General features: G+C 65.7%; 21 protein-coding genes and 1 tRNA gene. 14 read left to right on the top strand and 8 right to left on the bottom strand.

Annotation, left to right across the window (positions count from 1 at the left end):
- Positions 1-241: 241 nt before the first annotated feature.
- From VAE54_RS14000 to VAE54_RS13990, 3 genes are all read right to left on the bottom strand, one after another.
- Positions 242-1,438: a 30S ribosomal protein S1 gene (locus tag VAE54_RS14000; protein ID WP_322802594.1), complete on the bottom strand. Its 1,197-nt coding sequence runs from the start codon at positions 1,436-1,438 to the stop codon at positions 242-244.
- A gap of 138 nt (positions 1,439-1,576) precedes the next feature.
- Positions 1,577-2,347 (bottom strand): biotin--[acetyl-CoA-carboxylase] ligase, encoded by a 771-nt coding sequence (locus VAE54_RS13995; protein ID WP_322802593.1) that lies wholly within the window; start codon positions 2,345-2,347, stop codon positions 1,577-1,579.
- 55 nt (positions 2,348-2,402) lie between these two features.
- Complete coding sequence (locus tag VAE54_RS13990) at positions 2,403-3,959, bottom strand: hypothetical protein (RefSeq protein WP_322802592.1); 1,557 nt, start codon at positions 3,957-3,959, stop codon at positions 2,403-2,405.
- Positions 3,960-4,177: 218 nt separating this feature from the next.
- On the opposite strand from VAE54_RS13990, the gene ruvB reads away from it, so the two are divergent.
- The 11 genes from ruvB to VAE54_RS13935 all read left to right on the top strand — a co-directional run bounded on the left by ruvB (position 4,178) and on the right by VAE54_RS13935 (position 13,848).
- Positions 4,178-5,158: a Holliday junction branch migration DNA helicase RuvB gene (gene ruvB / locus VAE54_RS13985; RefSeq protein ID WP_416223816.1), complete on the top strand. Its 981-nt coding sequence runs from the start codon at positions 4,178-4,180 to the stop codon at positions 5,156-5,158.
- Positions 5,158-5,568 (top strand): Holliday junction resolvase RuvX, encoded by a 411-nt coding sequence (gene ruvX, locus VAE54_RS13980; protein WP_322802590.1) that lies wholly within the window; start codon positions 5,158-5,160, stop codon positions 5,566-5,568. Before ruvB ends, ruvX begins: the two co-directional genes overlap by 1 nt.
- Before the next feature lie 105 nt (positions 5,569-5,673).
- Positions 5,674-6,825, top strand: coding sequence for an endolytic transglycosylase MltG (mltG, locus tag VAE54_RS13975; RefSeq protein WP_322802589.1), 1,152 nt, complete (start codon positions 5,674-5,676; stop codon positions 6,823-6,825).
- Between the two features lie 159 nt (positions 6,826-6,984).
- Complete coding sequence (locus tag VAE54_RS13970) at positions 6,985-8,079, top strand: helix-turn-helix domain-containing protein (RefSeq protein WP_322802588.1); 1,095 nt, start codon at positions 6,985-6,987, stop codon at positions 8,077-8,079.
- 71 nt (positions 8,080-8,150) lie between these two features.
- A complete protein-coding gene (locus tag VAE54_RS13965; RefSeq protein WP_322802587.1) occupies positions 8,151-8,903 on the top strand; it encodes an ABC transporter ATP-binding protein in 753 nt (250 codons plus the stop codon).
- Positions 8,900-9,703 (top strand): ABC transporter permease, encoded by an 804-nt coding sequence (locus VAE54_RS13960; RefSeq protein ID WP_322802586.1) that lies wholly within the window; start codon positions 8,900-8,902, stop codon positions 9,701-9,703. Before VAE54_RS13965 ends, VAE54_RS13960 begins: the two co-directional genes overlap by 4 nt.
- Positions 9,704-9,797: 94 nt before the next feature.
- Entirely contained in the window at positions 9,798-10,823 is a 1,026-nt protein-coding gene (locus VAE54_RS13955) for an ABC transporter substrate-binding protein (protein WP_322802585.1), read from the top strand.
- 270 nt (positions 10,824-11,093) lie between these two features.
- On the top strand, positions 11,094-11,597 hold the full coding sequence (locus VAE54_RS13950; protein WP_322802584.1) for a phosphoribosyltransferase: 504 nt from the start codon (positions 11,094-11,096) through the stop codon (positions 11,595-11,597).
- Between the two features lie 145 nt (positions 11,598-11,742).
- A tRNA-Glu gene (locus VAE54_RS13945) sits at positions 11,743-11,816 on the top strand.
- 206 nt (positions 11,817-12,022) lie between these two features.
- Positions 12,023-13,057, top strand: coding sequence for a polysaccharide deacetylase family protein (locus VAE54_RS13940; RefSeq protein WP_322802583.1), 1,035 nt, complete (start codon positions 12,023-12,025; stop codon positions 13,055-13,057).
- A gap of 44 nt (positions 13,058-13,101) precedes the next feature.
- Positions 13,102-13,848, top strand: a complete 747-nt coding sequence (locus VAE54_RS13935) for a pseudouridine synthase (RefSeq protein WP_322802582.1) — start codon at positions 13,102-13,104, stop codon at positions 13,846-13,848.
- Positions 13,849-13,907: 59 nt separating this feature from the next.
- Here VAE54_RS13935 and rpsL read toward each other — a convergent pair whose 3' ends face one another.
- The 4 genes from rpsL to VAE54_RS13915 form a co-directional block, all read right to left on the bottom strand.
- Positions 13,908-14,339 (bottom strand): 30S ribosomal protein S12, encoded by a 432-nt coding sequence (gene rpsL, locus VAE54_RS13930; RefSeq protein ID WP_322802581.1) that lies wholly within the window; start codon positions 14,337-14,339, stop codon positions 13,908-13,910.
- Positions 14,340-14,762: 423 nt separating this feature from the next.
- The gene (locus VAE54_RS13925; RefSeq protein WP_322802580.1) at positions 14,763-15,428 is read right to left on the bottom strand and encodes an RHS repeat-associated core domain-containing protein; all 666 of its coding nucleotides are present in this window, start codon (positions 15,426-15,428) and stop codon (positions 14,763-14,765) included.
- The gene (locus tag VAE54_RS13920) at positions 15,419-16,159 is read right to left on the bottom strand and encodes a hypothetical protein (RefSeq protein ID WP_416223815.1); all 741 of its coding nucleotides are present in this window, start codon (positions 16,157-16,159) and stop codon (positions 15,419-15,421) included. The genes VAE54_RS13925 and VAE54_RS13920 overlap by 10 nt, the downstream gene beginning before the upstream one ends.
- Before the next feature lie 257 nt (positions 16,160-16,416).
- Entirely contained in the window at positions 16,417-17,211 is a 795-nt protein-coding gene (locus VAE54_RS13915) for a hypothetical protein (protein ID WP_322802579.1), read from the bottom strand.
- A 422-nt stretch (positions 17,212-17,633) separates the two neighbouring features.
- Between VAE54_RS13915 and rpmF the strand changes: the two genes are divergently transcribed.
- From rpmF to VAE54_RS13900, 3 genes are all read left to right on the top strand, one after another.
- Positions 17,634-17,822 (top strand): 50S ribosomal protein L32, encoded by a 189-nt coding sequence (gene rpmF / locus VAE54_RS13910; protein WP_322802578.1) that lies wholly within the window; start codon positions 17,634-17,636, stop codon positions 17,820-17,822.
- 111 nt (positions 17,823-17,933) lie between these two features.
- Entirely contained in the window at positions 17,934-18,431 is a 498-nt protein-coding gene (locus VAE54_RS13905; protein WP_322802577.1) for a hypothetical protein, read from the top strand.
- 84 nt (positions 18,432-18,515) lie between these two features.
- A complete protein-coding gene (locus VAE54_RS13900) occupies positions 18,516-19,751 on the top strand; it encodes a thiolase family protein (RefSeq protein WP_322802576.1) in 1,236 nt (411 codons plus the stop codon).
- A 173-nt stretch (positions 19,752-19,924) separates the two neighbouring features.
- Here the strand turns inward: VAE54_RS13900 and rho are convergent, their stop codons facing one another.
- Positions 19,925-21,259, bottom strand: coding sequence for a transcription termination factor Rho (gene rho, locus VAE54_RS13895; protein ID WP_322802575.1), 1,335 nt, complete (start codon positions 21,257-21,259; stop codon positions 19,925-19,927).
- Positions 21,260-21,466 lie beyond the last annotated feature (207 nt).

Raw genomic sequence — 21,466 nt, 5'->3', positions numbered from 1 at the left:
GCAGCCGGCTCTGATGTTAGTATAACACGTCGCCCCTTTTTCAGTTAGTTCAGGGATCCCATGGTTGACCGTTTGTCGGAGGGACAACGGGGCGCACCATGACCACCCCTCAAGGGCCGCAATTCCCATCCACCGGCGTGGAATCCTCAAGCTCGATGCTTCGAGTTGAGATAGAGAAAGCGGGGCGCTGCAGGCGCCCCGCTCACCCCCTCCCCAAGCCTCCCACCGGCGATCCGGGCGATTAGGGAGATTCCCCGCTCCCCCTTTCCTCCGCTTGCAGGCGGGCCTGAGCCATCTCCCAATCCAGCATCGCGTATTCGGGGGAAGCCACGCGGCGCAAGCTGAGGGCCAGCCGCCGGTTCTCCCGATCGATCCGGATCAGACGCACCACCCGCTCTTCCCCCTCTCGAACCACCTCTTTGGGATGATGCACCCGATGCTCGGCCAGCTCAGAGATGTGAATCAGGCCCTCCACGCCCGGGAACTCCTTCAGCGCTGCGAAGGCTCCGAAATTGGTCAGCCGAGTGATCACGGCCTCGACCAGCTGCCCTTCTCGAAGTTGGGCCACCGCCTGCTGCCAGGGGTCCGGCTCCACCCGTTTACGGCTCAGGGCGATCCGTTTCCGCTCCCGATCCACACGGATCACTTCTACCTCCACCTCCTGACCGACGGAGAGGACCTCCCGGGGGTGGTTCACCCGATGCCAGGAGAGCTCGCTGATATGGATCAGACCCTCTGCGCCGCCCAGATCGACGAACGCCCCAAAGTCCGTCAGGCTGATCACGCGCCCCTTCACGCGCATCCCCGGCTCAAGGCGGGCGAGCAGCTCTTCCTTCTGACGACGCCGGAGCTCCTCCTGTGCGGCCCGCTCCGAGAGGATCAACCGGTTGGCCTCCGGATTCACCTCAATGATCCGGACATGGATCTTCTGGCCCACCCGGCGCTTCAGCCGCTGCTCCACAGGCAGTTTTTCCTCCCCCGCCTCCTGCGGAACCACCTGGGAAGCGGGGATGAACCCGCGAAGGCGGCCCACCCTCACCACCAGCCCACCTTTGTTATAACCGTTGACCGTGAGCTCCAGGATCTCCCCCTCCTCCATCATCCGCCGGGCTTGCTGCCAGTCCTCCTCCATCAGCGCCCGCTGGAGGGAGAGCAGGATGTTCCCGCTGCGATCCTCGGGGTTCACCACCTGGACCTGGATTACGTCTCCCTCCCGCAGGACCTCCCGGATCTCTTTGGGCATCCGTTCCAGCTCGCGGCCCGTGATCACCCCTTCCGCTTTCATTCCGATATCCACCAGGATCTCCGTCGGGGTGATCCGAACGATCGTCCCCTGCACGATATCCCCCCGCCGAAGGGAGGAAGGGGACATCTCCAGCCATTCGCCCATCTCGGCCATGGCGCTTTCGGGGCGGTCCTGCTGGATCTCTTCGTTCATCACGGAGCTTACTCCCTGATGGCAGATTCGAATCGTTGGACCGCGGAGCGCTGCGCCTGCTCCGCAAAAGGCTTTCCCCCATTATAGTCAGTCCGGTGGGATTCCGCAAAGGTGACCGACGGAGGCCACGGTCCTCGATCACCAGCGCAGAGAGACATCCCCCGCCCGGAAATATTCCCGATGTCCATCGGGCAGGCGCAACCAGAGTCCGCCCTCCGGGCCGACGGATTCGGCAACCCCCTCCCAGACCTTCCCGGGAGTGTGGATCCGGACCGGGCGGCCCAGCATGATCAGGCGAGCCGCCCAGCGTTCCAGCACACTGGCCCCCTCGCTCCATTCGGCATACAGGCGGACGAAGGCCCGCAACAGGCCTTCCAGCACGGCCCGCCGGGGGACCGTATGCCCGATGGTCTCGCAGATGCTGCCTATGGTCCCGGCGAGTTCGGGAGGCGCCGCTGTGAGGGGAGCATTCACATTTATCCCGATCCCGATCACCGCGAAGGCGGGGGGGGCCGATTCCACCAGGATCCCACCAGCCTTCCGCCAGGCGGGCGCCGGGATCTCCCGATTTCGATCCGGAGGGATCATGATGTCGTTGGGCCATTTCAGGCCCGCCGGGCAGCCGATCGCCTCTATGCTTTCCACAGCGGCCAGCCCGGCGATCATCGTCAGCTGGGGCCAATCTTCGGGCGGGCGGCGGGGACGCACCAGGATCGAAACGGCCAGCGCCATCCCGGGCGGAGTCCACCAGGAGCGCCCGGCCCGCCCTCGCCCGGCCCGCTGAGCATCGGCCAGCACCACCACGCCCTCCGGGGCTCCCATTTCCCCCAGATCCCGGGCGATATCATTGGTGGAACCCACCTCTTCATAGAGGTGGAGATCCCGTATCCATGGAATCCTTTCCGCCATCTGAAGCACTTCCCCAGGATCCCAGCCCATCGCGCTCCTTTGCCTCTGAAGGCTTTCAGGAACGTGCGGGAAACCGAAGAACCCCCGTGGGAGTTTTTCGCACACCCTCTAAGGGGTCCGGGATTCCGAATGAGCCACCGCATGCGCCTTCCTTCCTGATCCAGAGGGAGGCTGCGTCATCCTGATATAGTCTCTTCCAGCGCGGCGAACGCGCGACCGCTTCCACGAGGGCCGGTTGCTCCTGCGGGCTCAACATCAACAGGCACACTCCGTAGCGAGCCAGGCGTTCCTCCCAGCCCGGCGCCGCCGCGCTGATCGCCAGGTAATCCTCCCAGATCGCCATCGGATAAAGCTCCAGCCGGGTGTCCACGAACACCGGATAATCGGGGTGGGCCGCCCAGATCAGGTAGCTGCCGAACGAAAGGGCATGGAACACCGGCCCCGGCGGTCGTTGCTGAAGCAGGAAGGCCGTCGCCGCGACCGGCGTTTCCGCCGAGATCAGACCGGCCTTGGCAGCGGGCATCGGCCACCACGCTTTGAACCAGGGAAGCGCCGCGAGGGCCATCCCGCTCAGCAGCCCCAGGAACCATCCGTTCAGGGCCGGGATCCCCGTCCGTCCCGGCCGTTCCGGCCAGAGGGCCTGGATCCGCGCCGCGAGGATCGGCGCCGCCACCATCCCGAACCACACCACCCCCCGGGAGGTCTGGAGCCCCAGCAGGGCGAACGCCCCGGCGATCAGGAGATGATGGGGCGAAAGGCGACGCGGGGGGATCGCCAGCAGCAACCCCACCAGCGCCGCCGCGGCGTAAAACAGCAGCCCGTGGCGGTCCAAGCCCGGCGGGGCCCACTCCGGGACCAGGGCCCGGATCACCGGGTTACGGGCCATCATGATCGAATACGCATACACGCCGAAACCCCGGGGGTTCAGCCCGGTGGCCAGAACCGTCAGCCCCAGGGCCACAAGGAAACGGCGCATCGACACCCCGCGTCCCCCCGGGATCCCGCCCTCGAGCGCCTTCCCCACCAGCGTCAATCCGACCAGCAACAGCCCAAGGGGAAAGGAACCGTGGGTGTTGACCCAGAGGGCCATCCCAAAGGGGAAGATCCAGAGCCAGCGTGGAGAGCGTTCCAGCCCGGCGAGCCCCCGGAGGAACAGCGCGCCGGCCAGGAAGGCGAAGGCCTGGGGCCGCACATTCCAGTCGTCGAGCCCCAGGGCGGCCGCCACGACGATCCCCAGGGCCGCAGCCCGCGGCCCGCTGGCCTCCCATGCCGCCCACAGGATCAACCCGTAGGCGGACGTGATCAGCAGGCTGTGAGCGAATACGGTCAGCGCCGGGCCGCCCAGGGCGTAAAGCCCATACATCAGCACGTCAGCCAGCCAGAACATCGCATAGGACGGATACGGCGCGCCGGCCCGGGTATACGAGAAGGTGTCCACCGTGGGGATGCGACCGGTTTGAAGGATCTCCCGCCCGACGGCGAGGTGCCACCAGAAATCGTGGGGGCGGATAGGGTGGGTGTTGACGAACACGAAGATCCCCACCAACGCGGTGAGGGCCAGCAGGTGCCCAGGCGTGATGGAACCCCAGAACCCGCGACGGCGAACGGACATCCCGATCATACCCCCCAACGGCGGGCCGGAACGGTTCTTCATGGGGACGGCTTCGTTAAAGGAAGTATAATCGATATAGATTGCGGAGTGGGAGTGGCCGATTGAAGCGTCGGAAAGATTCGCTGGAAGGACAACCCTCTGGAAATCCATCCGCCGAGCCTGGGAGGCCGGAGCGCCCCATCTCCCCCTACGGGCGATCGGAGGAACAGGCGATCGAGATGGCTCTCCGGCCCCAACGGCTGGAGGAGTTCATCGGCCAGGATCGGGTGAAGGAAAACCTGCGGATCCTGATCGAGGCGGCGCGAGCCCGCGGGGAGCCCCTGGATCATCTGCTCTTCTACGGTCCTCCTGGCCTGGGCAAGACCACCCTGGCCATCGTCATCGCCAACGAGATGGGGGTGCCTATCCGGATCACCTCCGGCCCTGCCATCGAGCGGGCGGGGGATCTGGCGGCCATCCTCACCAACCTGCGGGCCGGCGAGATCCTGTTCATCGATGAGATCCACCGCCTCCCCCGCACGGTGGAGGAGGTCCTCTACCCGGCGATGGAGGACTTCGCCCTGGATATCGTCATCGGGAAAGGGCCCGCCGCCCGCAGCATCCGCCTGAGCCTTCCCCGGTTCACGGTGATCGGCGCCACCACCCGCCTGGCCCTTCTCACGGCTCCCCTCCGCGCCCGCTTCGGCGCCATTTTCCGCCTGGATTTCTATGACCTGGAGGCGATGGAAGCCATTGTCCGCCGCGCCGCCCAGGTGCTCGGGGTGGAGATCGAAGCGGAAGGCGTGCGGGAGATCGCCCGTCGGGCCCGGGGCACGCCCCGCGTGGCCGTTCGCCTGCTCCGCCGCGTCCGGGATTACGCCCAGGTCCGCGCCGACGGGGTGATCACCGCCGCCGTAGCCGCCGAGGCGCTCCAGCTGATGGACGTGGATCCCATGGGGCTGGACGAGCTGGACCGGCGGCTGATCCGCACCCTCGCCGAGAAATTCGGCGGCGGGCCGGTGGGGCTGGAGACGCTGGCCGCGGCCCTCTCCGAGGAGCCGGATACGATCATGGATGTGGTGGAACCTTACCTGCTGCAGCTGGGCTTCCTCGACCGCACGCCGCGCGGCCGGGTGCTCACCCGCCGCGCCTATGAACACCTGGGCCTGCCCTACCCCGGCGAGGCCGCCCAACCCCCCCTTCCCCTGGAGTCCATCTGATGGGCCGGGTGATGGCGCTGGATCTGGGGGAGAAACGCATCGGCGTGGCCATCAGCGATCCGACCCACACGATCGCCCGCCCGCTGATGATCCTGACCCGAACTTCCCGAAAAGCCGTGATCCAGGCGCTCCTTCGCCTCATCGCGGACCACGAAGTGGAGCGGATCGTGGTGGGCTTCCCGCGCAGCCTTTCCGGCGAGGAGGGCCCCCAGGCCCGCTGGGTCCGCCGGGAAGTGGAAGCCCTGGCGCGAAGCCTCCCCGTCCCCATCGTCCTGTGGGATGAGCGGCTCTCCACAGTCACGGCGGAAGCTTACCGCGCCATGCGCGGGCAACGTCGCCGCGAACCCATCGATGCGGAGGCCGCCGCTGTGATCCTTCAGGATTACCTGGAGGCGCAACGGATCCGCTGAGTCACCGGAAGGGAAAAGACGGAACTCCTGGAGGCTGAGCCGGCCGGGCTTCCGAGGCTCTTCGGAGGAGGTCGACGGCGTAATCCCTTATTGGGGGATCCATCCATGTCCCGAAAACATCCTCGCCGCTCCGCCTGGCGCTGGCTGGTGGCTATCGGCGCCGTTGTCTTCTTCTGCGGGGCCACCGGCGCAGCACTGCTCCCTCGCCTGAACCGAAATGCTTCGCCCTCCGGCCCCGCCCTCCGGGGATCCCCCGTGGATTGGGGGCTGGGGCTGTATCTCCTGTTTCGACAGGGCGATCTGCAGCAGCCAGCGGGCGTCGATCCCACTCCGGTGACCTTTGGGATTCGCCCCGGCCAGTCCGTGATGGAGGTGGCCGAGGCGCTCCAGAAGGCCGGCCTGATCCGCGATGCCCTCCTGTTCCGGGCCTATGTGCGCTACCAGGGGCTGGACCGGGAGATCGAGGCGGGGGAATACACGTTGAACAAAACCATGACCATCCCCCAGATCGCCGAAGCCCTTCGCTCGGGCCGCAAGGCGGAATGGACAGTGCGCATCCGGGAGGGCCTGCGCCTGGAGGAGGTGGCGGAAGCCATCGCCGCCCAGACGCATCTATCCGCCCAGTCCATCCTGGAGGCTGCCCGGGATGGTCTCCGCTGGCGTGCGGAGTTCCCCTTCCTGGCGGACCTGCCGCCCGGCGCGACGCTGGAGGGCTATCTCTTCCCGGACACCTACCGGCTGGCCCGGGATGCGACGGCGGAGGCGATGATCCGGCGCATGCTGGAGAACTTCGGCCGGAAAGTCACGCCGGAGAAGATCGCCGCCGCCCGGGCGCGGGGGCTTTCCCTGCATCAGGTGATTACCCTGGCTTCGATCGTGGAACGGGAGGCCGTGCTCCCGGAGGAACGCCCGCTGATCGCCAGCGTTTACCTGAACCGTCTATCGGCCGGGATGAAACTGGATGCGGACCCGACGGTGCAATATGCGCTGGGCTACCAGCCGGACCAGAAAACCTGGTGGAAGAGCCCGCTCACCCTGGAGGATCTACAAGTGGATTCCCCTTATAACACCTATCGCTATCCCGGGCTGCCGCCGGGGCCCATCGCCAGCCCCGGCCTGGCCTCCATCGAAGCGGTGCTGAACCCGGCGGAGACGGATTATTTTTACTTCATGGCCGACTGTGTGAAGAAGGACGGCAGCCACTGGTTCGCCCACACCCAGGAAGAGCACCTGAGGAATTTCCAGCGCTGCCGGTAGAACAGGCCCGTTCCCGAGCGAGAAGCCTCACGACCATCCCGAGGCCAGAGACCCGATCCCCAGACGGCCGCAACGCTCTCCTCTTGCTCCTTCCTTAAGTCTTGTATAGCAAACTTATATTGCGTATAATAAACCATAGTTCGACAGGAGAGGCCTGCCGTGGCGTATATTCATCGCGTGCCCGCCCTGGAGCGCGCGCTCCAGATCCTGGAATGGATCGCGGAGCGGCCGGAGGGGGCTTCCCCCTCGGATTTGATGGAACACCTGGGCCTCTCCCGCACCGGGACCTTCGCGCTGCTCAACACGTTGAAGGCCCGCGGGTATCTGGAGCAGAGCGGCCCCCGGGGGCGCTACCGCCTGGGCCCGCGCTGGTGGACTCTCGCCGCCCGAGCGCACCCGGAGCGGATGTTGCGGGAGCTGTTCCGGGCGGAGGCCCAGGGATTTCCCGAGAGCATTGCCCTGGTGCGCCCCGTCGGGGATGAAGGCGTGGTGATGGAAGCCATCCTGGGGCGCTACCCGTTGATCGGCCGCTGGGAGGTGGGGGAACAGTTTCCGCTCTCCGAAAGCGCGGCCGGCTGGGTGTTCCTGGCGGATCGCGAGACCGGCCGGCGCTGGGAACGGATCCGCCGGAAGGGGATCGCCCGCCGCGCGGTGGGATCGCTGTTGGAGATCGCCGCGCCGATCTGTCCGGATGGGTATCGGCCCGCCGCGGCCCTGGCCGTGCGCCTGCCCGCCGCCCGGGCAAGCCATGCCCTCCTGGAAAAGCTACGGGCTGCGGCCGCCCGTCTCTCCTTCCGCCTGGGCGCGCCGGTCTACCAGCCCTACGCCGTCGAGCCGCCGGAGCTCCCGTTGCGTCCGCTTCGCCCGCCGGAGATCGCCGCTTTCCTGGAAGGGCCATGGGTGGCGCGATTGATCGGTCTGCGGACCGACGGGCGCCCTTATGCCGTTCCGGTCTGGTATGTATGGGAGCGGCCCGCCATCTGGATTGCCGCCTTCCCGGGCTCCCGCTGGCCCGCATATGTGCGGGCCCGCCCACGGATCACCCTGCTGATCGATGAGCCGTGGCCCCCCCTGCGGCGCGTTCGGGTGGAAGGAGAAGCCCTCCCCGCCCCCTTCCCGGAAGGGTCCGAGGGATTGATCACCCGCCTCACCCATCGGTATGGCGTGGACTGGCCACCCCTTCGTCATGGCCTGGACACCTTCCAGATCCTTCCAGAGCGCATGGAGGGACGGCGCGGGTTGATGGCTTCGTAAGGGCGACGGCAGGCACTATCGCGCGCAGGTCCTTTCAGGGAATCCAGAAGATCCGCCATGGAGCGCTCCGGATGCTGGAGATTCGAATTCGGCATGTGCATCAGGGATTCCCCACCCCCCAGGGGCAGTGGGTGGTCTTTGAGGATCTGAACCTGGAGATCCCCCCTGGCTCCTTCACCGTCATCGTGGGGCCCAGCGGGTGCGGAAAGTCCACCCTGCTCCGGATCGTCGCCGGCCTCCTGCGCCCCACCGCCGGTCAGGTGCGTCTGGGCGCCTTCTCCCCGGAGGAGGCGCGCGCGGCCCGATGGATCGGCTGGATGGGACAGGGGCCGGCGCTCCTTCCATGGCGCACGGTGGAAGGCAACATCCGGCTCGCCCTGGAGGTCAACGGCCGATCGCTCCGACCGGCCCTCACCATCCAGGAGCTGATCGAACTGGTTGGCCTGAACGGGTTCGAGCGGGCCTATCCCCATATGCTCTCCGGCGGGATGCAGCAGCGCGTGGCCCTGGCCCGGACCCTGGCCCCGGGCCCGCGGGTGTGGTTGATGGACGAGCCGTTCGCGGCCCTGGACGCCCTGACCCGCGAGCAGCTCTTAGAGGAAGTCGAGCGGCTCTGGCAGCGGTTCCGGGCGACGGTCCTGTGGGTCACCCACGACCTGTATGAGGCCGCCCGGCTGGCGGATGAGGTGGTTGTCCTTGCCGGGCGCCCCGCCCGGATCCGGGCCCGCTTTTCCATCCCGGATCCCCGGCCGCGGCAGGATGAGCGGCGGATCGGCGAATGGGCGCAGCGGATCCGTCAGGCCCTCGCCGGAGGCGTCCGATGAGCTCCCGTGCCTTTCTGCAAGCCTCCGCCCACCTTATCCTTCGAACGGCCCAGCCGGCGCGGCGCTGGCTTCGGATCGCGCTGCCCTTCACGCCGCCGGCAGCGTTGCTCGCGTGGGAGCTCACCGTTCGGATCCTCCGGGTGCCGATCTATCTGGTCCCGCCGCCTTCCCGGATCTTCGCGGTGCTCTGGAGCGAGCGGGCGATTTATCTTCAAGCCGCCATGGCGACCTTGTGGGAAGCGATGGCCGGGCTGGCTCTGGGGATGGGGATCGCGCTGGGGCTGGCGGTGGCGGCCACCTTCTATCCCCCTCTGGAGCGGGCGGTGATGCCCCTCGTGCTCCTGCTCAAGGCGATCCCCCTGGTGGCCATCGCGCCCATTCTCACCCTCTGGTTCGGCTTCGGCCCGATCCCCAAGGTTCTGATGACCGCGCTGCTCACCTTCTACCCGGCGCTGGTGTCCTGGATGACAGGACTGCAGGCGGTCGATCCAGCCGCTCTGGAGCTCATGCGGGCATGGAATGCCTCGGACTGGGAGATCCTCCGACATCTGCGATGGCCCTCGGCATGGCCATATACCTTCACGGCGTTGAAGACCGCCGTCCCTCTGGCCTTCATCGGAGCCGTGGTGGCGGAGTGGGCAGGGGCCTCGGGCGGGTTGGGGCGGGCGATGTGGCTGGCGCAGACCAACCTGGATATGCCCCGTCTGTTCGCAGGGGCGTTCCTTCTTGCGGCCATGAGTTTGACCGGGTATGGCCTCGCCGCCTGGGGGGAACGGCGTGTGGCCTGGTGGCGCGCATAAGCCAGGGCACACGCTTTCGCCAGGAGGGTGTCCGATCAGAGCCCCGCAACGTCAGCTTGATGATCTCAATTCTCAACAAGGAGGAGGCATGGCGATGCTCCGAATGGTCCGGATAATCTGCTTCGTGCTCGTCGCAGGTCTGGTGATGGGGATCGCGGGCTGCACCACGCCGACACCGGTGGCCACGCCCACCGTGGCGCTCCGCCATATGGTCTTCATGGCCGGCTACAAGCCCCAGGCCAATCTTCCCTTTGTGGGCGTCTACATCGCCAAAGAGAAAGGATATTTTCTCTCCGAAGGGCTGGATGTGGAGATTCAGCACTCCACCGGGCGCGGGGAGCATCTCCAGCTTCTGATGGCTGGCGCCATCCAGGTGACCACGCAGGACGCCGCGGTGTTGCTCCAGCGGCGGGCCGATCCGGGCCTTCCCTTAGTCTCAATCGCCCTCATTGGCCAGCGAGGGCAACAGGCCTTCGCCGCCCTGAGATCCTCCGGGATGCGAACGCCGAAGGATTGGGAGGGGAAGAAGGTAGGGTATAAAGGGACGCCGCCGCCGGATCTCTTCGCCATCATGGAGGCGGCGGGGGTGGATCGAAGCCGGGTGGAGCTGGTGAACGTCGGCTTCGATCCCCGGGTGCTGGTTCAGGGGCTGGTGGATGTGTATCCGCTCTTCAAATCCAACGAGCCCTATCTGCTGCGGCAGATGGGCTATGAGCTGGTGATCTGGGACGCCGCCGACTATGGGGTGCCCACCCTGGGGCTCACGTATGTCACCAGCGAAGAGCAGATCCAGCGGGATCCGGATCTCCTGGTCCGCTTCCTGCGGGCGGCCATAAAGGGGATCGAGGACGCGCGGATGAACCCGGAGGAAGCGGTGGACATCGTTCTGAAATACGCGCCGCAGGCGGATCGAGGGCACATGCGGTTCATGCTGGAGACCGAGCTGAAGGATGCCGAATCGGAAGTCACCCGAGCCCATGGCATCGGATGGCAAACCCGAGAACAGTGGGAAGCGCTATATGAGGTCCTGCGGCGCTACCATGCCATCACCAAACCCGTCGAGATCGATCGGGTCTTCACCACCGCGCTGCTCCAGAAGGCGCGGCGCGGAACCCCGTGACCGCCGAACGGGCGCCCTTCGGCTTCCCTCCGGGATGCCGGATGATCCCTCTTTCCCCCGGGTCGGGCCTGCTGACTCCTCGGGCCGGCCCGACCCCCATGTCCTCGCGGGCGATCTTCCCGTAAAGGGGATAAGCCCTCTCCGCTCCCACCCCCAAAGGAATAAAATAGGGAAAAGTTCTTCCGCAATGCATCGCCTTTGCGGATCGGAGCATGGCCTGGAAGTGCCCGCTTTGTCCTTCATCCCCTCAAAGGTGGAGAGGTGGCAACTATGCGGCGAGAAATCCTTTCATGGGGAGATGTGGAAGCCTTAATGGATCATCTGTTGCCTCAACTTCGAGGGCCTTTTGATGCCCTGCTCATGATCACCCGAGGGGGAATCGTGCCCGGGGGAATGATCGCAGAGGCCCTGGATATCAAATACATCCTGACGGCCGCTGTTCGTTTTCCGGACGCTCAGGACTTAAGTCGGGTCAAGCTCTTCACCTGGCCCACGTTCCTTCAGTTCCCTGAGGATGAACTGCTGCGCGGCCGTCGGGTGCTGGTCGTGGACGATGTCTGGGCCAGCGGGCGCACCATCAACACCGTTCGAAGCCGGGTGGAGGCAGCCGGGGGTTATCCGGAAACCGCAGTGCTCCATTACAAGCCCCGAGAATCGCTCTTCCGCCACGGCCCAACTTACTATGCCGCAGTGACGGATGCCTACATCATTTATCCATGGGAGCTGCGCCGGGGCATCGAGGGTGTCCGCCCCATGGAACCTGTGGATCGATAACCGTGCGGCCAGCGCGGAGGATCGGGAGGCCGTTTGTCCGGGTCTCCCGGATTCCGATCCGAAGGGTGGAATTCGGGAGAATACAGAAAAATCCTCCGTCCTTCTGGAGCCGCCACAGCATCGTGTGGTATAATTAGCCTGGAATGCCCCCGTCGTCTAGTGGCCTAGGACGCCGCCCTTTCAAGGCGGAGATCAGGGGTTCGAATCCCCTCGGGGGCACTTCCCCATCCCCGCATCCTGGGCCTTCCCCGGGGTGCGCAGGTTTCGTGGAGGACCCTGGGGCTGCTGGCCCATTCGGTAAGGATAAGCCGCGGTTTCTTCCTGCAGCCCCATGGGCTCGTGCAGGATTCCCGTGGGATCGACAAGCGGCGCCCAGAGGATTTTTCACTCTCCGCTGATCGATCCCGCCCCAATCCAGGTTCACGATGGGAAAGATAACGGGTCCCCAGTGGCAGCGAACGCGACGGCGGTTCATATCCCCGATCCTGTGGGTGATCATTCTCGGCGGGCTAATCGCCCTGACCATGCGGATCCTGAGCCATGCGAGCGATGCCCCGGCAGGGGCCGCTCGCGGGTTGCTTTCCATCTACGCCCAAGCTCCCCTCTCGGCCGATCTGCTTTCCACAACCGCATCTCTGAGGCGCTCCCCAGCGCCTCCCCGAACCTCGATCGTTGAGCCATCGCCGGCCAGGTCGCCTACTCCGGCGCCCTATCCGTTCTTTCAAGAGCCCCTGCCGCATGCCGATGGTCAGGCGCGGGCTCTCCGCGTGCCCATTCTGATGTATCACTACATCTCGGATCCTCCGGCCGGAGCCGATCGCTTCCGGCTGGATCTCTCCGTGCGGCCCTCCATGTTCGAAGCCCACCTTCAATATCTGCGCCAAGCGGGTTATGAAACAGTGTCCCTCAGCGATCTGATCTTCTATTTAACGCAGGGGCGCCCACTTCCGCCCCAACCGGTGGTGCTGACTTTCGATGATGGCTACCGGGATGCCTATGAGGAAGCGTTCCCCAGGCTTCTGCGCTATGGTTTCCATGGAACGTTCTTTGTTCTGACCGGTCGGGCCGATGAGGGAGATCCCCGCTATCTGTCCTGGGAACAGATCCGGCAGATGAGCGAAGCGGGAATGGATATCCAGCTCCATGGGCGAGAGCATGTCCCGCTGAGCGGGAGGGACAACGCCTTTCTCTTCTACCATATCATCGGCGGGAAACAGTCTATCGAGGCCCATACGGGCCGTCCGGTGCGTTTCTTCGCCTATCCCTCATCCCGCTATGACAGGAACCTGCTTCGGTTTCTGGAAGGATATTCCTTCTGGGGTGCGGTCACTACGGCCTACGGGGCGGACGAGCGCCTGGAGAACCGTTTCGTGTGGCCGCGGATTCGGATCCGCGGCACGGATGACGTGAAGACGCTGGCGTGGAAGTTAAGCCTTCTGAAAACCACGTCCTCTCCCTGAACGCGATAAAGCCCTGTCGCATCCTGGGGGATGCAGGGATAAGCATGCGCGAACGTCTTCAAAAGATCCTGGCGCGCGCGGGGTTAGGCTCCCGTCGGGAATGTGAAGAGCTGATCCGGCAGGGAAGGGTGACCGTGAACAGGGCCCTCGCCCATCTCGGGATGAGCGCGGATCCGGAGCGGGACGAGATCCGGGTAGATGGCCGCCGCATCTGGATCCCGCCTCTCACAGGCTTTGCGCTTTATAAGCCCCGGGGCGTGCTCTCGGATCCGATGCCGGGCTCCGGGAGGCCCAGCGTTTATGATCTGGTCCCACCGGTGAAACCGCTCTATGTCGTCGGACGCCTGGATGCGCGGAGCGAGGGGCTGGTCCTGCTCATCAACGATGGGGATCTGGCCCACCGATTAACCCATCCCCGCTATGAGCACCCGAAAGTTTATCAGGTCCTGGTAGAGGGGCACCCGGATTCCGAAACCCTGGAGCGCTGGCGACGGGGCATCTTCCTGGAGGGGCAGAGGACCCGGCCGGCGAAGGTGCAGGTCATCCGCTACGAGGGGGGTCAAACGTGGTTGCTCGTGGAGATGCGGGAAGGGAAAAAGCGCCAGATCCGGCGGATCGCGGCCCGACTGGGCCATCCGGTGCGGCGCCTGATCCGCATCCGCATCGGACCGGTGACACTGGGTCGTCTCAGGCCCGGCCAGTGGCGTCCCCTGACCCCCCAGGAGTTACGGCAACTTCGGACCATGAAGCCGCAGGCTCCGAAAGCCCTGCCACGTCTCCGAGCCGGATAAAGCGGAGGGGAGCCCCTCCCGGGCTCCCCTCCGCAGATCCACTCATCGGGGAGAAGACGTCACCGGCCCTTCTGCTCCTTAGGCCGCTTGGCGCCGTATTTCGAGCGCCCCTGGCGTCGCTTCTCCACGCCCGCCGCATCCAGGGCGCCCCGGATGATGTGATAGCGCACCCCCGGTAGATCCTTCACACGCCCCCCGCGCACCAGAACCACCGAGTGCTCCTGGAGATTATGGCCCTCGCCGGGGATGTAAGCGGTGACCTCCACCCCGCTGGTGAGGCGAACCCGGGCGATCTTCCGCAGCGCCGAGTTGGGCTTCTTGGGCGTCATGGTGCGCACCACCACACAGACCCCACGGCGCTGTGGAGCCCCCTTCGGATCCCAGTAACGCTCCCCGGTCAGGGAGTTATACACCCAATGCAGGGCAGGGGACTTGCTTTTCCGAACTTTCGGCTTGCGGCCCTTGCGGACCAGCTGGTTGATCGTGGGCATACTTCTCATCCCTCTCGCTTAGGGTTCACCGGGCTTGTGCCATAGCGCTCCGATCGGGAAAACATACTTATCCCCTCGTCCAAAAGCCACGGGAGGGGAGAACGTGCTTTGGGCAAGCTTTTACAACCCCAGGGGGAACTCATCGCGTGACGCCGGATGGAGCACTTCCCCTGGGAGGATCCCCCAGCTGGGGGATGAACCCAGCGCCCGGGGAAAAAGACACCGCGTATTTTAGCCGACCCAGCGAACCCTGTCAACAGGCTGCTCAGGAAGAACAGGGCTTTCCAGTTTTCTGAAATCGGATCAGCGCCGGATGGGTCCAGCGAGCATGGGTAAGAAAGGGAGAAAGCCCCACCGCCTCACAGGCTTCCCGGGAGCCGTATACGATGATCGGGCCCGGATAGGCGCTCCCCGGAACAAACCTCAGCCCACCTCGAAGCATCCGCCCGGCCCGCCAGGCCTGGTAGCCCCCATAGGCCAGCGAGAAGAGATCGGCCGGGCTGAGGAGACACATCCAGGCGCCCGCAGGGGGTGGGGCTGCCGGAACGGAGGATGACAGGGGGTCCACGCGAAAGTGGGCGTCCACCCCATCCCCGTTGTCTCACCGAAGCACTCCTGCTCTCCGGTGAGGATGTTGAACCCACAGGTCTGCATCCCATACGGGTCATCGTAACTGATGGGGCTGGCGAACGCATAGGCGTAGCGGTGCCACGTCCGCGGCCGCCACACATCCCCCGGCAACGGCTCCCGCGTCAGCCACACCCCCGCCCAGGGATCATAAAGGCGAACGCCGAATTCATACAGGCCCAGGCCCTCGTCCCATTCCTTCCCCAGAAAGGTGTAAGGGTTGTGCAGGTCGGTGAAGTCGCCCTGAGCGGGAATGAGACGACCGTAGGTCTCCCGGAAGCCCTCGCTGTCCGTAACACCGGTGAGGCGGCGCAGGGGGTCGTAGGTGTAGCGCTCCACCACCACCAGCGGGTTGCGCCAGCCGTAGGTGGCGGTCATCCCCGTCCACAGGCCCACCGCGTCCACCTCGTAGGCGAAGGCGGCGATGACCGTGCCGTCCAGACGACGGGTGGTCAGGCCCACCAGACGGTTCGCCCGGTCCTATACGGCTTCCGTGACGGTGCCGTTGGGGTTGAGCCCACCCCGTCCCGCTCGTAGCGGGGGGTGTGCCCGTAGGGGTCGGTGACGCCCCGCAGCCGGTGGTTGGCGTCGTAGGCATAGGTCACCGTCCCCGTGACTGGGTAGGTGATGGCAATCCGGTTGCCCACCGCATCAGCGGCGTAGCCCAGCGCCCGCCCCAGGCTGTCGGTGACCGCCACGGCCCGGTTCAGGGGATCGTATACCCACCGGCTCACCCCCAGGGTGTCGGTCATCCCCGTCCGGTTGTGGTTCTCGTCGTCAGCGAAGGCCACGGCGGTTCCGTCGTCGTAGGCGATGCGGATCAGGAGGTTGTCGGCGTTGTAGGTGTAGACCGTAACATGGCCGTTGGGGTCGGCGCGGCGGATGCGGTTGCCGGCCGGATCATAGGCGTAGCGATCGGTGTTCCCCAGCGGGTCGCTCTCGGCGATGAGGCGGCCCAGGGCGTCGTCGGTGTAGGTGAGGGAACGGGCCGCCGAAGCCGCATTCGGCAGAAGGCGCACCCGCACCCAACGGCCGCCGGGATCGTATTCGTAGCGATAGGCCCCGTTGGTCTGATGGTCGGCAGGCTCGCCGGGGCGATGGTTCAGGATGACGGCCGCCAGGCGGTAGACCCCGTCGTATTCGTAGTGGGGGACGACGCCGTCGGGCTCGATGAGGTCGGTCTGGTTGCCCACCGGGTCGTAGCGATAGCAGGTGGTCTCGCCCTCGGCGTTGGTGACCGCCTCCAGCCGGTCCAGGGGATCGTAGTGAAGGCGGTGCGGTTCCCATTGGCATCCACCACCGCCACGCGGTTGCCGCCTGGGTCGTATTCGTAACAGGTGACGTAGCCTTCAGGGTCGGTGATGGTCACCCGGCGGTAGAGGCCGTCCTAAGCACAGGCCGTGGCGGGGCCGTTGGGGTCGGTCAGAGCCAGGAGGTTCCCCACCGGGTCCTATCGGTAGACGGTGGTGCCGGAGAGGGCATCGGTGACGGGGATGGGCCGGTTGAGGGCGTCATACGCCCAGGTGGTGGGATCACCCCGGGCGTCCACCCGCCGGATGAGGTTCCCCACCCGGTCGTAGGCGAAGGTGATCGTGTGCCCCTCCGGGTCGGTGCGGGCCACCAGGCGGTTCAGGCCGTCATCGACCAGGCGGGTGGCGTGGCCGTTGGGGTCGGTGCGTCTCACCAGGTTGCCCACCCGGTCGTATTCGTAGCGAGCAACGACGTTGACGTCGGGGCCCGGGGGTTCGCCCGGGCGGCAGTTGCGGATCTCCGCCGTCCGACGGTTCAGGACGTCGTATTCGTAGCAGATGGCGATGCCGTTGGGATCGGTGACCTTCACGAGGTCACCGACCGGATCATACGCATAGCAGGTGGTGACGTTGACGTCGGACGAAGGCGGCTCGCCTTCCCGGAAGTTGCGGATCTCAGCGGTGCGCCAGCCCAGGAGGTCATACTCGTAGCGGGTGACCTTCCCCGCCGCGTCCATCACCGCGATGAGGTGGTTGTCCAGGTCATAGGCGTAGGCGGTGGTCCGGGAGAGGGCGTCGGTGACGGCGATGAGAGGGTTCGCCGCGTCATAGGCGTAGCGGGTGGCAAAGCCCCGAGGGCTGATCCTCCGGATAAGGTTCCCACGGGGGTCGTATTCGTAACGGGTGGTCACGTTGACATCCGGTCCTGGGTGTCGTAGCCATATTCTTCTGTAATCTGTAAGGGCTGCGGGCTGGAGATGGATCGGGATCTCCACGCCGCCATCCACCTGCGGCTTTATGGGTTGGCCGCCCTCAACGGCCCGACCGGGAGTTCCCCGGGAAGGGACGCCGGTCGCGGGGTCCCCAGCCGGTCGAAGGCCGGCTGGGGTGCCCCAGATCCCTCTGGCGGCAGAACGGCCTGGAGTGCGGCGCCCGGGCGCCGCACTCCACGAGCCACGGGTCGAGGAAGCAGGAAGTGGCCGGTCATGGGTTTCACCCTGTGGGGTGAAAGACGAGGAGTCACAGAACGGTTGAACACGTTGCGGCGGTTTCTCCGTAACCGTATAGCGGCCTTCCGCCCACCCGGCCGTTCGGGAGCCCGTCCAGTGGGCCGAAGGAGATTGCAGTTCTTTCCGCCCTGATTTACCATTATGGGTGTAACCGAACCCCCCAGCATCTCCGGAGGAGGTGATCTTCGATGGGTGCATTGCCGAAGCGCCGGGTGACCCGGACGCGACGGGGGATGCGCCGGGCGCATGATGCGCTGCAGCGCCCGAATCTGGTGCCATGCCCCCGCTGCAAGAACCGGATCCTCCCCCATCACGTCTGCCCATATTGCGGGACTTACCGGGGCGTGCAGGTTCTGGAAGTGGAAGGGCGCGCGTGAGCGGCCGGAATTCATCCGGAGGAATCGGCGCGGGGGGGATCTTCTCCTCCCCGCGTCTTTTATCCGCGAACCCGAACGGCTGACCGTCCAGAGGGGCAGTGGAGCTCGACGATGACATGGGCAGGGGATGGTCGAAGCGAGGGTGTTCCTTTTCCGGTTGAGGAGGAAGGTTTGCCCTCCCAGGCCGGTCGAAAAGGAAAAGTGTTCCTCGCCCTTTTTGGAAGCCTGCTGGGGCTGGGCCTCTGTATGATCTTCGGGCTGGCGATCTTCGGAGCCCCCTGGACCCCCCGATGGCTGGACACCGGCGTGCCGCCGGATCGCCTGAGCGAAGGGGTTCCCTTCCCCATCACCCTGTCGGACCGAAGCGGCCGGATTTATCCCCTGATCCTGGTGCGTACCGGAGAGCAGATCCGGGCGTTCCCCATGCAGCCGCCCGGCGTTTCCTGCCTGCTGAAGATCGAAGGCCTGGAGCTGGTGGCCGAGTGCGCCGGATGTCGTTTCACGGCAGACGGTCGCCTTCTGGCCGGCCCATGCGCTTCCCCGCTCCCCACTTACCCGGCCCGAATCATGGGGGGCTCGATATGGATCAACATCAACCGGCTTCAATAGCCCGGAGCCGGGGCGCTCCCTTCCCCTCCGATGGGCATGGCGGGATCGATCGATGACCACAAAAACTCCTAACGGGAGGGATCCATGCGGGAGGTGGTGATCGTTGCCGCCGTGCGCACCCCCATAGGCAAATACGGAGGGATCTTAAAAGACGTGCGTCCCGATGATCTGGCCGCGCTGGTCATCCGCGAGGTGGTGCGCCGCGCCGGCATCGACCCGGGGATGGTGGACGAAGTCTATATGGGCTGCGCCAACCAGGCCGGGGAGGACAACCGGAATGTCGCCCGGATGGCCCTGTTGCTGGCGGGCTTCCCGGAGCACGTCGCCGGAGTGACGGTGAACCGCCTTTGCGCCTCCGGGCTGACCGCCGTGAACCTGGCCGCGCGGACCATCCGGTGCGGCGAGGCGGATGTGATCGTGGCGGGAGGGGTGGAGAGCATGACCCGAGCGCCCTGGGTCATGCCCAAGGCGGCGGTCCCATTCCCCCGGGGCAACTTCACGGTCTACGATACGGCGCTGGGATGGCGGTTCCCGAACCCGCGGATGGAGGCCATGTTCCCCCTGGAATCCATGGGGGAGACGGCGGAGAACATCGCGGCGGAGCACCCCGAGATCACCCGCGAGGAGCAGGACCGCTTCGCCCTCCTCTCCCATCAGCGCGCGGTGGAAGCCATTCGCTCCGGGAAATTCAGGGAGGAGATCGTCCCCGTGGTCATTGAACGGCCGGGTCAGCCCCCGCTGGTCATCGACACCGACGAAGGGCCGCGCTACCGGGTGGAGAACGGGGAGATCGTTCTGGATACGGATCTGGAGCGTCTCTCCCGGCTGCCCCCGGTGTTCCGGAAAGGGGGGACGGTGACCGCGGGGAACGCCTCGGGGCTGAGCGATGGAGCCGCGGCGTTGCTCCTGATGAGCGCCGAAAAGGCGCGGGCGCTGGGCCTGCAGCCTATGGCCCGATGGGTGGCCTCCGCCGCCGTGGGGGTGAACCCGCGGGTGATGGGCTACGGTCCGGTCCCGGCCACCCGCAGGGTCCTGGAGCGGGCCGGGCTGACTCTGGATCAGATCGACCTGGTGGAGATCAACGAGGCCTTCGCCATCCAGACCCTGGCCTGCATCAAGCTGCTAGGGCTGGATCTCAACAAGGTGAACGTCAACGGGGGGGCCATCGCCCTGGGGCATCCCCTGGGTTGCAGCGGGGCCCGCATCCTCACCACCCTGCTTTACGAGATGCGCCGGCGGAAGGCGCGCTACGGATTGGCTGCCCTCTGCGTGGGCGTGGGTCAGGGGGAGGCCACCATCGTGGAGAGGCTGCCGTCCTGATACGACAGCCGCACCTGGAGGAGCGTAAGGCAACTGCAAGCCGTTGCCCTACGGGGAACGGGGAGGCTCCGCTCAACGATCGGCGGTTGGCGTATTTCGTATTAAGGAGGGCTGGTTCCGAGGCCCCTGGGGGAGGGCAACGCCCGGGGCGTTGCCCTCCCGTCCAGACACGCTCAGCTCCAGTCTCCCTTCTTGATGCGGGCGAGGAACTCCGCGTTGTTGCGGGTTTTCGCCAGGGCGTTGAGGAGGGACTCCATCACCTGGGTCAGGTCGTAGCCGCCTCCATCGGGCGGCGGGGTCATCATCCGGGCGATCATCCGCCGCATCAGCCACACCTTCTCCAGCGTATCCGGATCCAGCAGGAGCTCCTCCCGCCGCGTCCCCGAGCGTTCGATGTCGATCGCCGGGAAGATCCGGCGTTCGGCCAGCTTCCGGGAGAGATGCAGCTCCCAGTTGCCGGTCCCCTTGAACTCCTCATAGATCACATCATCCATCCGGCTCCCTGTATCAATCAGACAGGTGGCCAGGATGGTCAGCGAGCCGCCATTCTCGATGTTCCGGGCCGCCCCGAAGAAGCGCTTGGGCGGATACAGGGCCGCGGGATCCAGACCGCCGGTCCAGGTGCGGCCGCTGGGTTCCACCACCAGGTTATACGCCCGGGTGAGCCGGGTGATGGAATCCAGGAGGATGACCACATGCTTTCCCCCTTCCACCATCCGCTTGGCCCGCTCCAGGGCGAGCTCCGCCACCTTGATGTGGTTCTCCGGGGGCTCATCGAAGGTGCTGTGGACCACCTCGGCCTCCACCGAGCGATCCATGTCGGTGACCTCCTCCGGCCGCTCGCCCACCAGCACGACCATGAGATGGACATCCCGGTAACGGGTGGAGATCGCGTTGGCGATGTGCTTGAGGACGGTGGTCTTGCCCGCCTTGGGCGGTGAGACGATCAGGCCCCGCTGCCCCCGGCCGATCGGCGCCACCAGGTTGATCAAACGGGTGGTGAGGTTCTTGGGATCCGTCTCCAGATCGAAGAGCTCATTCGGGAAGATCGGGGTGAGCTCCTCAAACCGCGGCCGCAGACGAGCCTGCTCGGGGTCCAGGCCGTTGACCGCTTCCACCCGCAGGAGGCTGAAGTATTTCTCCGTCTCCTTCGGCGGCCGGATCTGGCCGACGACGAAATCGCCCCGGCGCAGGCCGAAACGGCGGATCTGGGACTGGCTGACATAGATATCCTGAGGGCTGGGGAGGAAATTCGGGTTCACCCGGAGAAACCCGATCGTGCCCAGGGCATCATCCTCCACGATCTCCAGCGTCCCCCCACCGAAGGCGTAACCCTGCTGCTCCGCCTTCGCCTGGAGGAGCCGCATAATCAGGTCCTGCTTTTTCAGGCGGCTATAGCTGGGGATCTTCAGCGCCCGGGCCAGTTCCCGGAGCTCATCCAGGGTTTTGGATTCCAGATGAATGTAATCGAAATCCAGGATAGGAACCTGAACCTGTGCCTGTTCCATGGCCGTTCCACTCATTGTGAGGATAGACTACCGCCCCGACATCGCGCCCGCTGGAGGATCAGATCCGGAGAGCCACGGCATGGAGGCGCTTTCGGTGGCCGGAGCTCCCATTCCCTGGGGGAACAGGATGCGAGGAGAAGAGAAAAATCCTCAAAACCCCCATGGACCGATCTCATCCTCCAGCCCCCGGGGAGATCCGGCATACCC

This window comes from Thermoflexus sp. (assembly GCF_034432235.1).
GTDB lineage: Bacteria > Chloroflexota > Anaerolineae > Thermoflexales > Thermoflexaceae > Thermoflexus.
This window is presented reverse-complemented; position numbering and strand designations above follow the sequence as displayed.

Bases quoted from the DNA above. Each gene is read 5' to 3' on its own strand.
- VAE54_RS14000 (WP_322802594.1), bottom strand. From the start codon at position 1,438: ATGAACGAAGAGATCCAGCAGGACCGCCCCGAAAGCGCCATGGCCGAG.
- VAE54_RS13995 (WP_322802593.1), bottom strand. From the start codon at position 2,347: ATGGCGGAAAGGATTCCATGGATACGGGATCTCCACCTCTATGAAGAG.
- VAE54_RS13990 (WP_322802592.1), bottom strand. From the start codon at position 3,959: ATGTCCGTTCGCCGTCGCGGGTTCTGGGGTTCCATCACGCCTGGGCAC.
- ruvB (WP_416223816.1), top strand. From the start codon at position 4,178: ATGGCTCTCCGGCCCCAACGGCTGGAGGAGTTCATCGGCCAGGATCGG.
- ruvX (WP_322802590.1), top strand. From the start codon at position 5,158: ATGGGCCGGGTGATGGCGCTGGATCTGGGGGAGAAACGCATCGGCGTG.
- mltG (WP_322802589.1), top strand. From the start codon at position 5,674: ATGTCCCGAAAACATCCTCGCCGCTCCGCCTGGCGCTGGCTGGTGGCT.
- VAE54_RS13965 (WP_322802587.1), top strand. From the start codon at position 8,151: ATGCTGGAGATTCGAATTCGGCATGTGCATCAGGGATTCCCCACCCCC.
- VAE54_RS13960 (WP_322802586.1), top strand. From the start codon at position 8,900: ATGAGCTCCCGTGCCTTTCTGCAAGCCTCCGCCCACCTTATCCTTCGA.
- VAE54_RS13955 (WP_322802585.1), top strand. From the start codon at position 9,798: ATGCTCCGAATGGTCCGGATAATCTGCTTCGTGCTCGTCGCAGGTCTG.
- VAE54_RS13950 (WP_322802584.1), top strand. From the start codon at position 11,094: ATGCGGCGAGAAATCCTTTCATGGGGAGATGTGGAAGCCTTAATGGAT.
- VAE54_RS13940 (WP_322802583.1), top strand. From the start codon at position 12,023: ATGGGAAAGATAACGGGTCCCCAGTGGCAGCGAACGCGACGGCGGTTC.
- VAE54_RS13935 (WP_322802582.1), top strand. From the start codon at position 13,102: ATGCGCGAACGTCTTCAAAAGATCCTGGCGCGCGCGGGGTTAGGCTCC.
- rpsL (WP_322802581.1), bottom strand. From the start codon at position 14,339: ATGCCCACGATCAACCAGCTGGTCCGCAAGGGCCGCAAGCCGAAAGTT.
- rpmF (WP_322802578.1), top strand. From the start codon at position 17,634: ATGGGTGCATTGCCGAAGCGCCGGGTGACCCGGACGCGACGGGGGATG.
- VAE54_RS13905 (WP_322802577.1), top strand. From the start codon at position 17,934: ATGACATGGGCAGGGGATGGTCGAAGCGAGGGTGTTCCTTTTCCGGTT.
- VAE54_RS13900 (WP_322802576.1), top strand. From the start codon at position 18,516: ATGCGGGAGGTGGTGATCGTTGCCGCCGTGCGCACCCCCATAGGCAAA.
- rho (WP_322802575.1), bottom strand. From the start codon at position 21,259: ATGGAACAGGCACAGGTTCAGGTTCCTATCCTGGATTTCGATTACATT.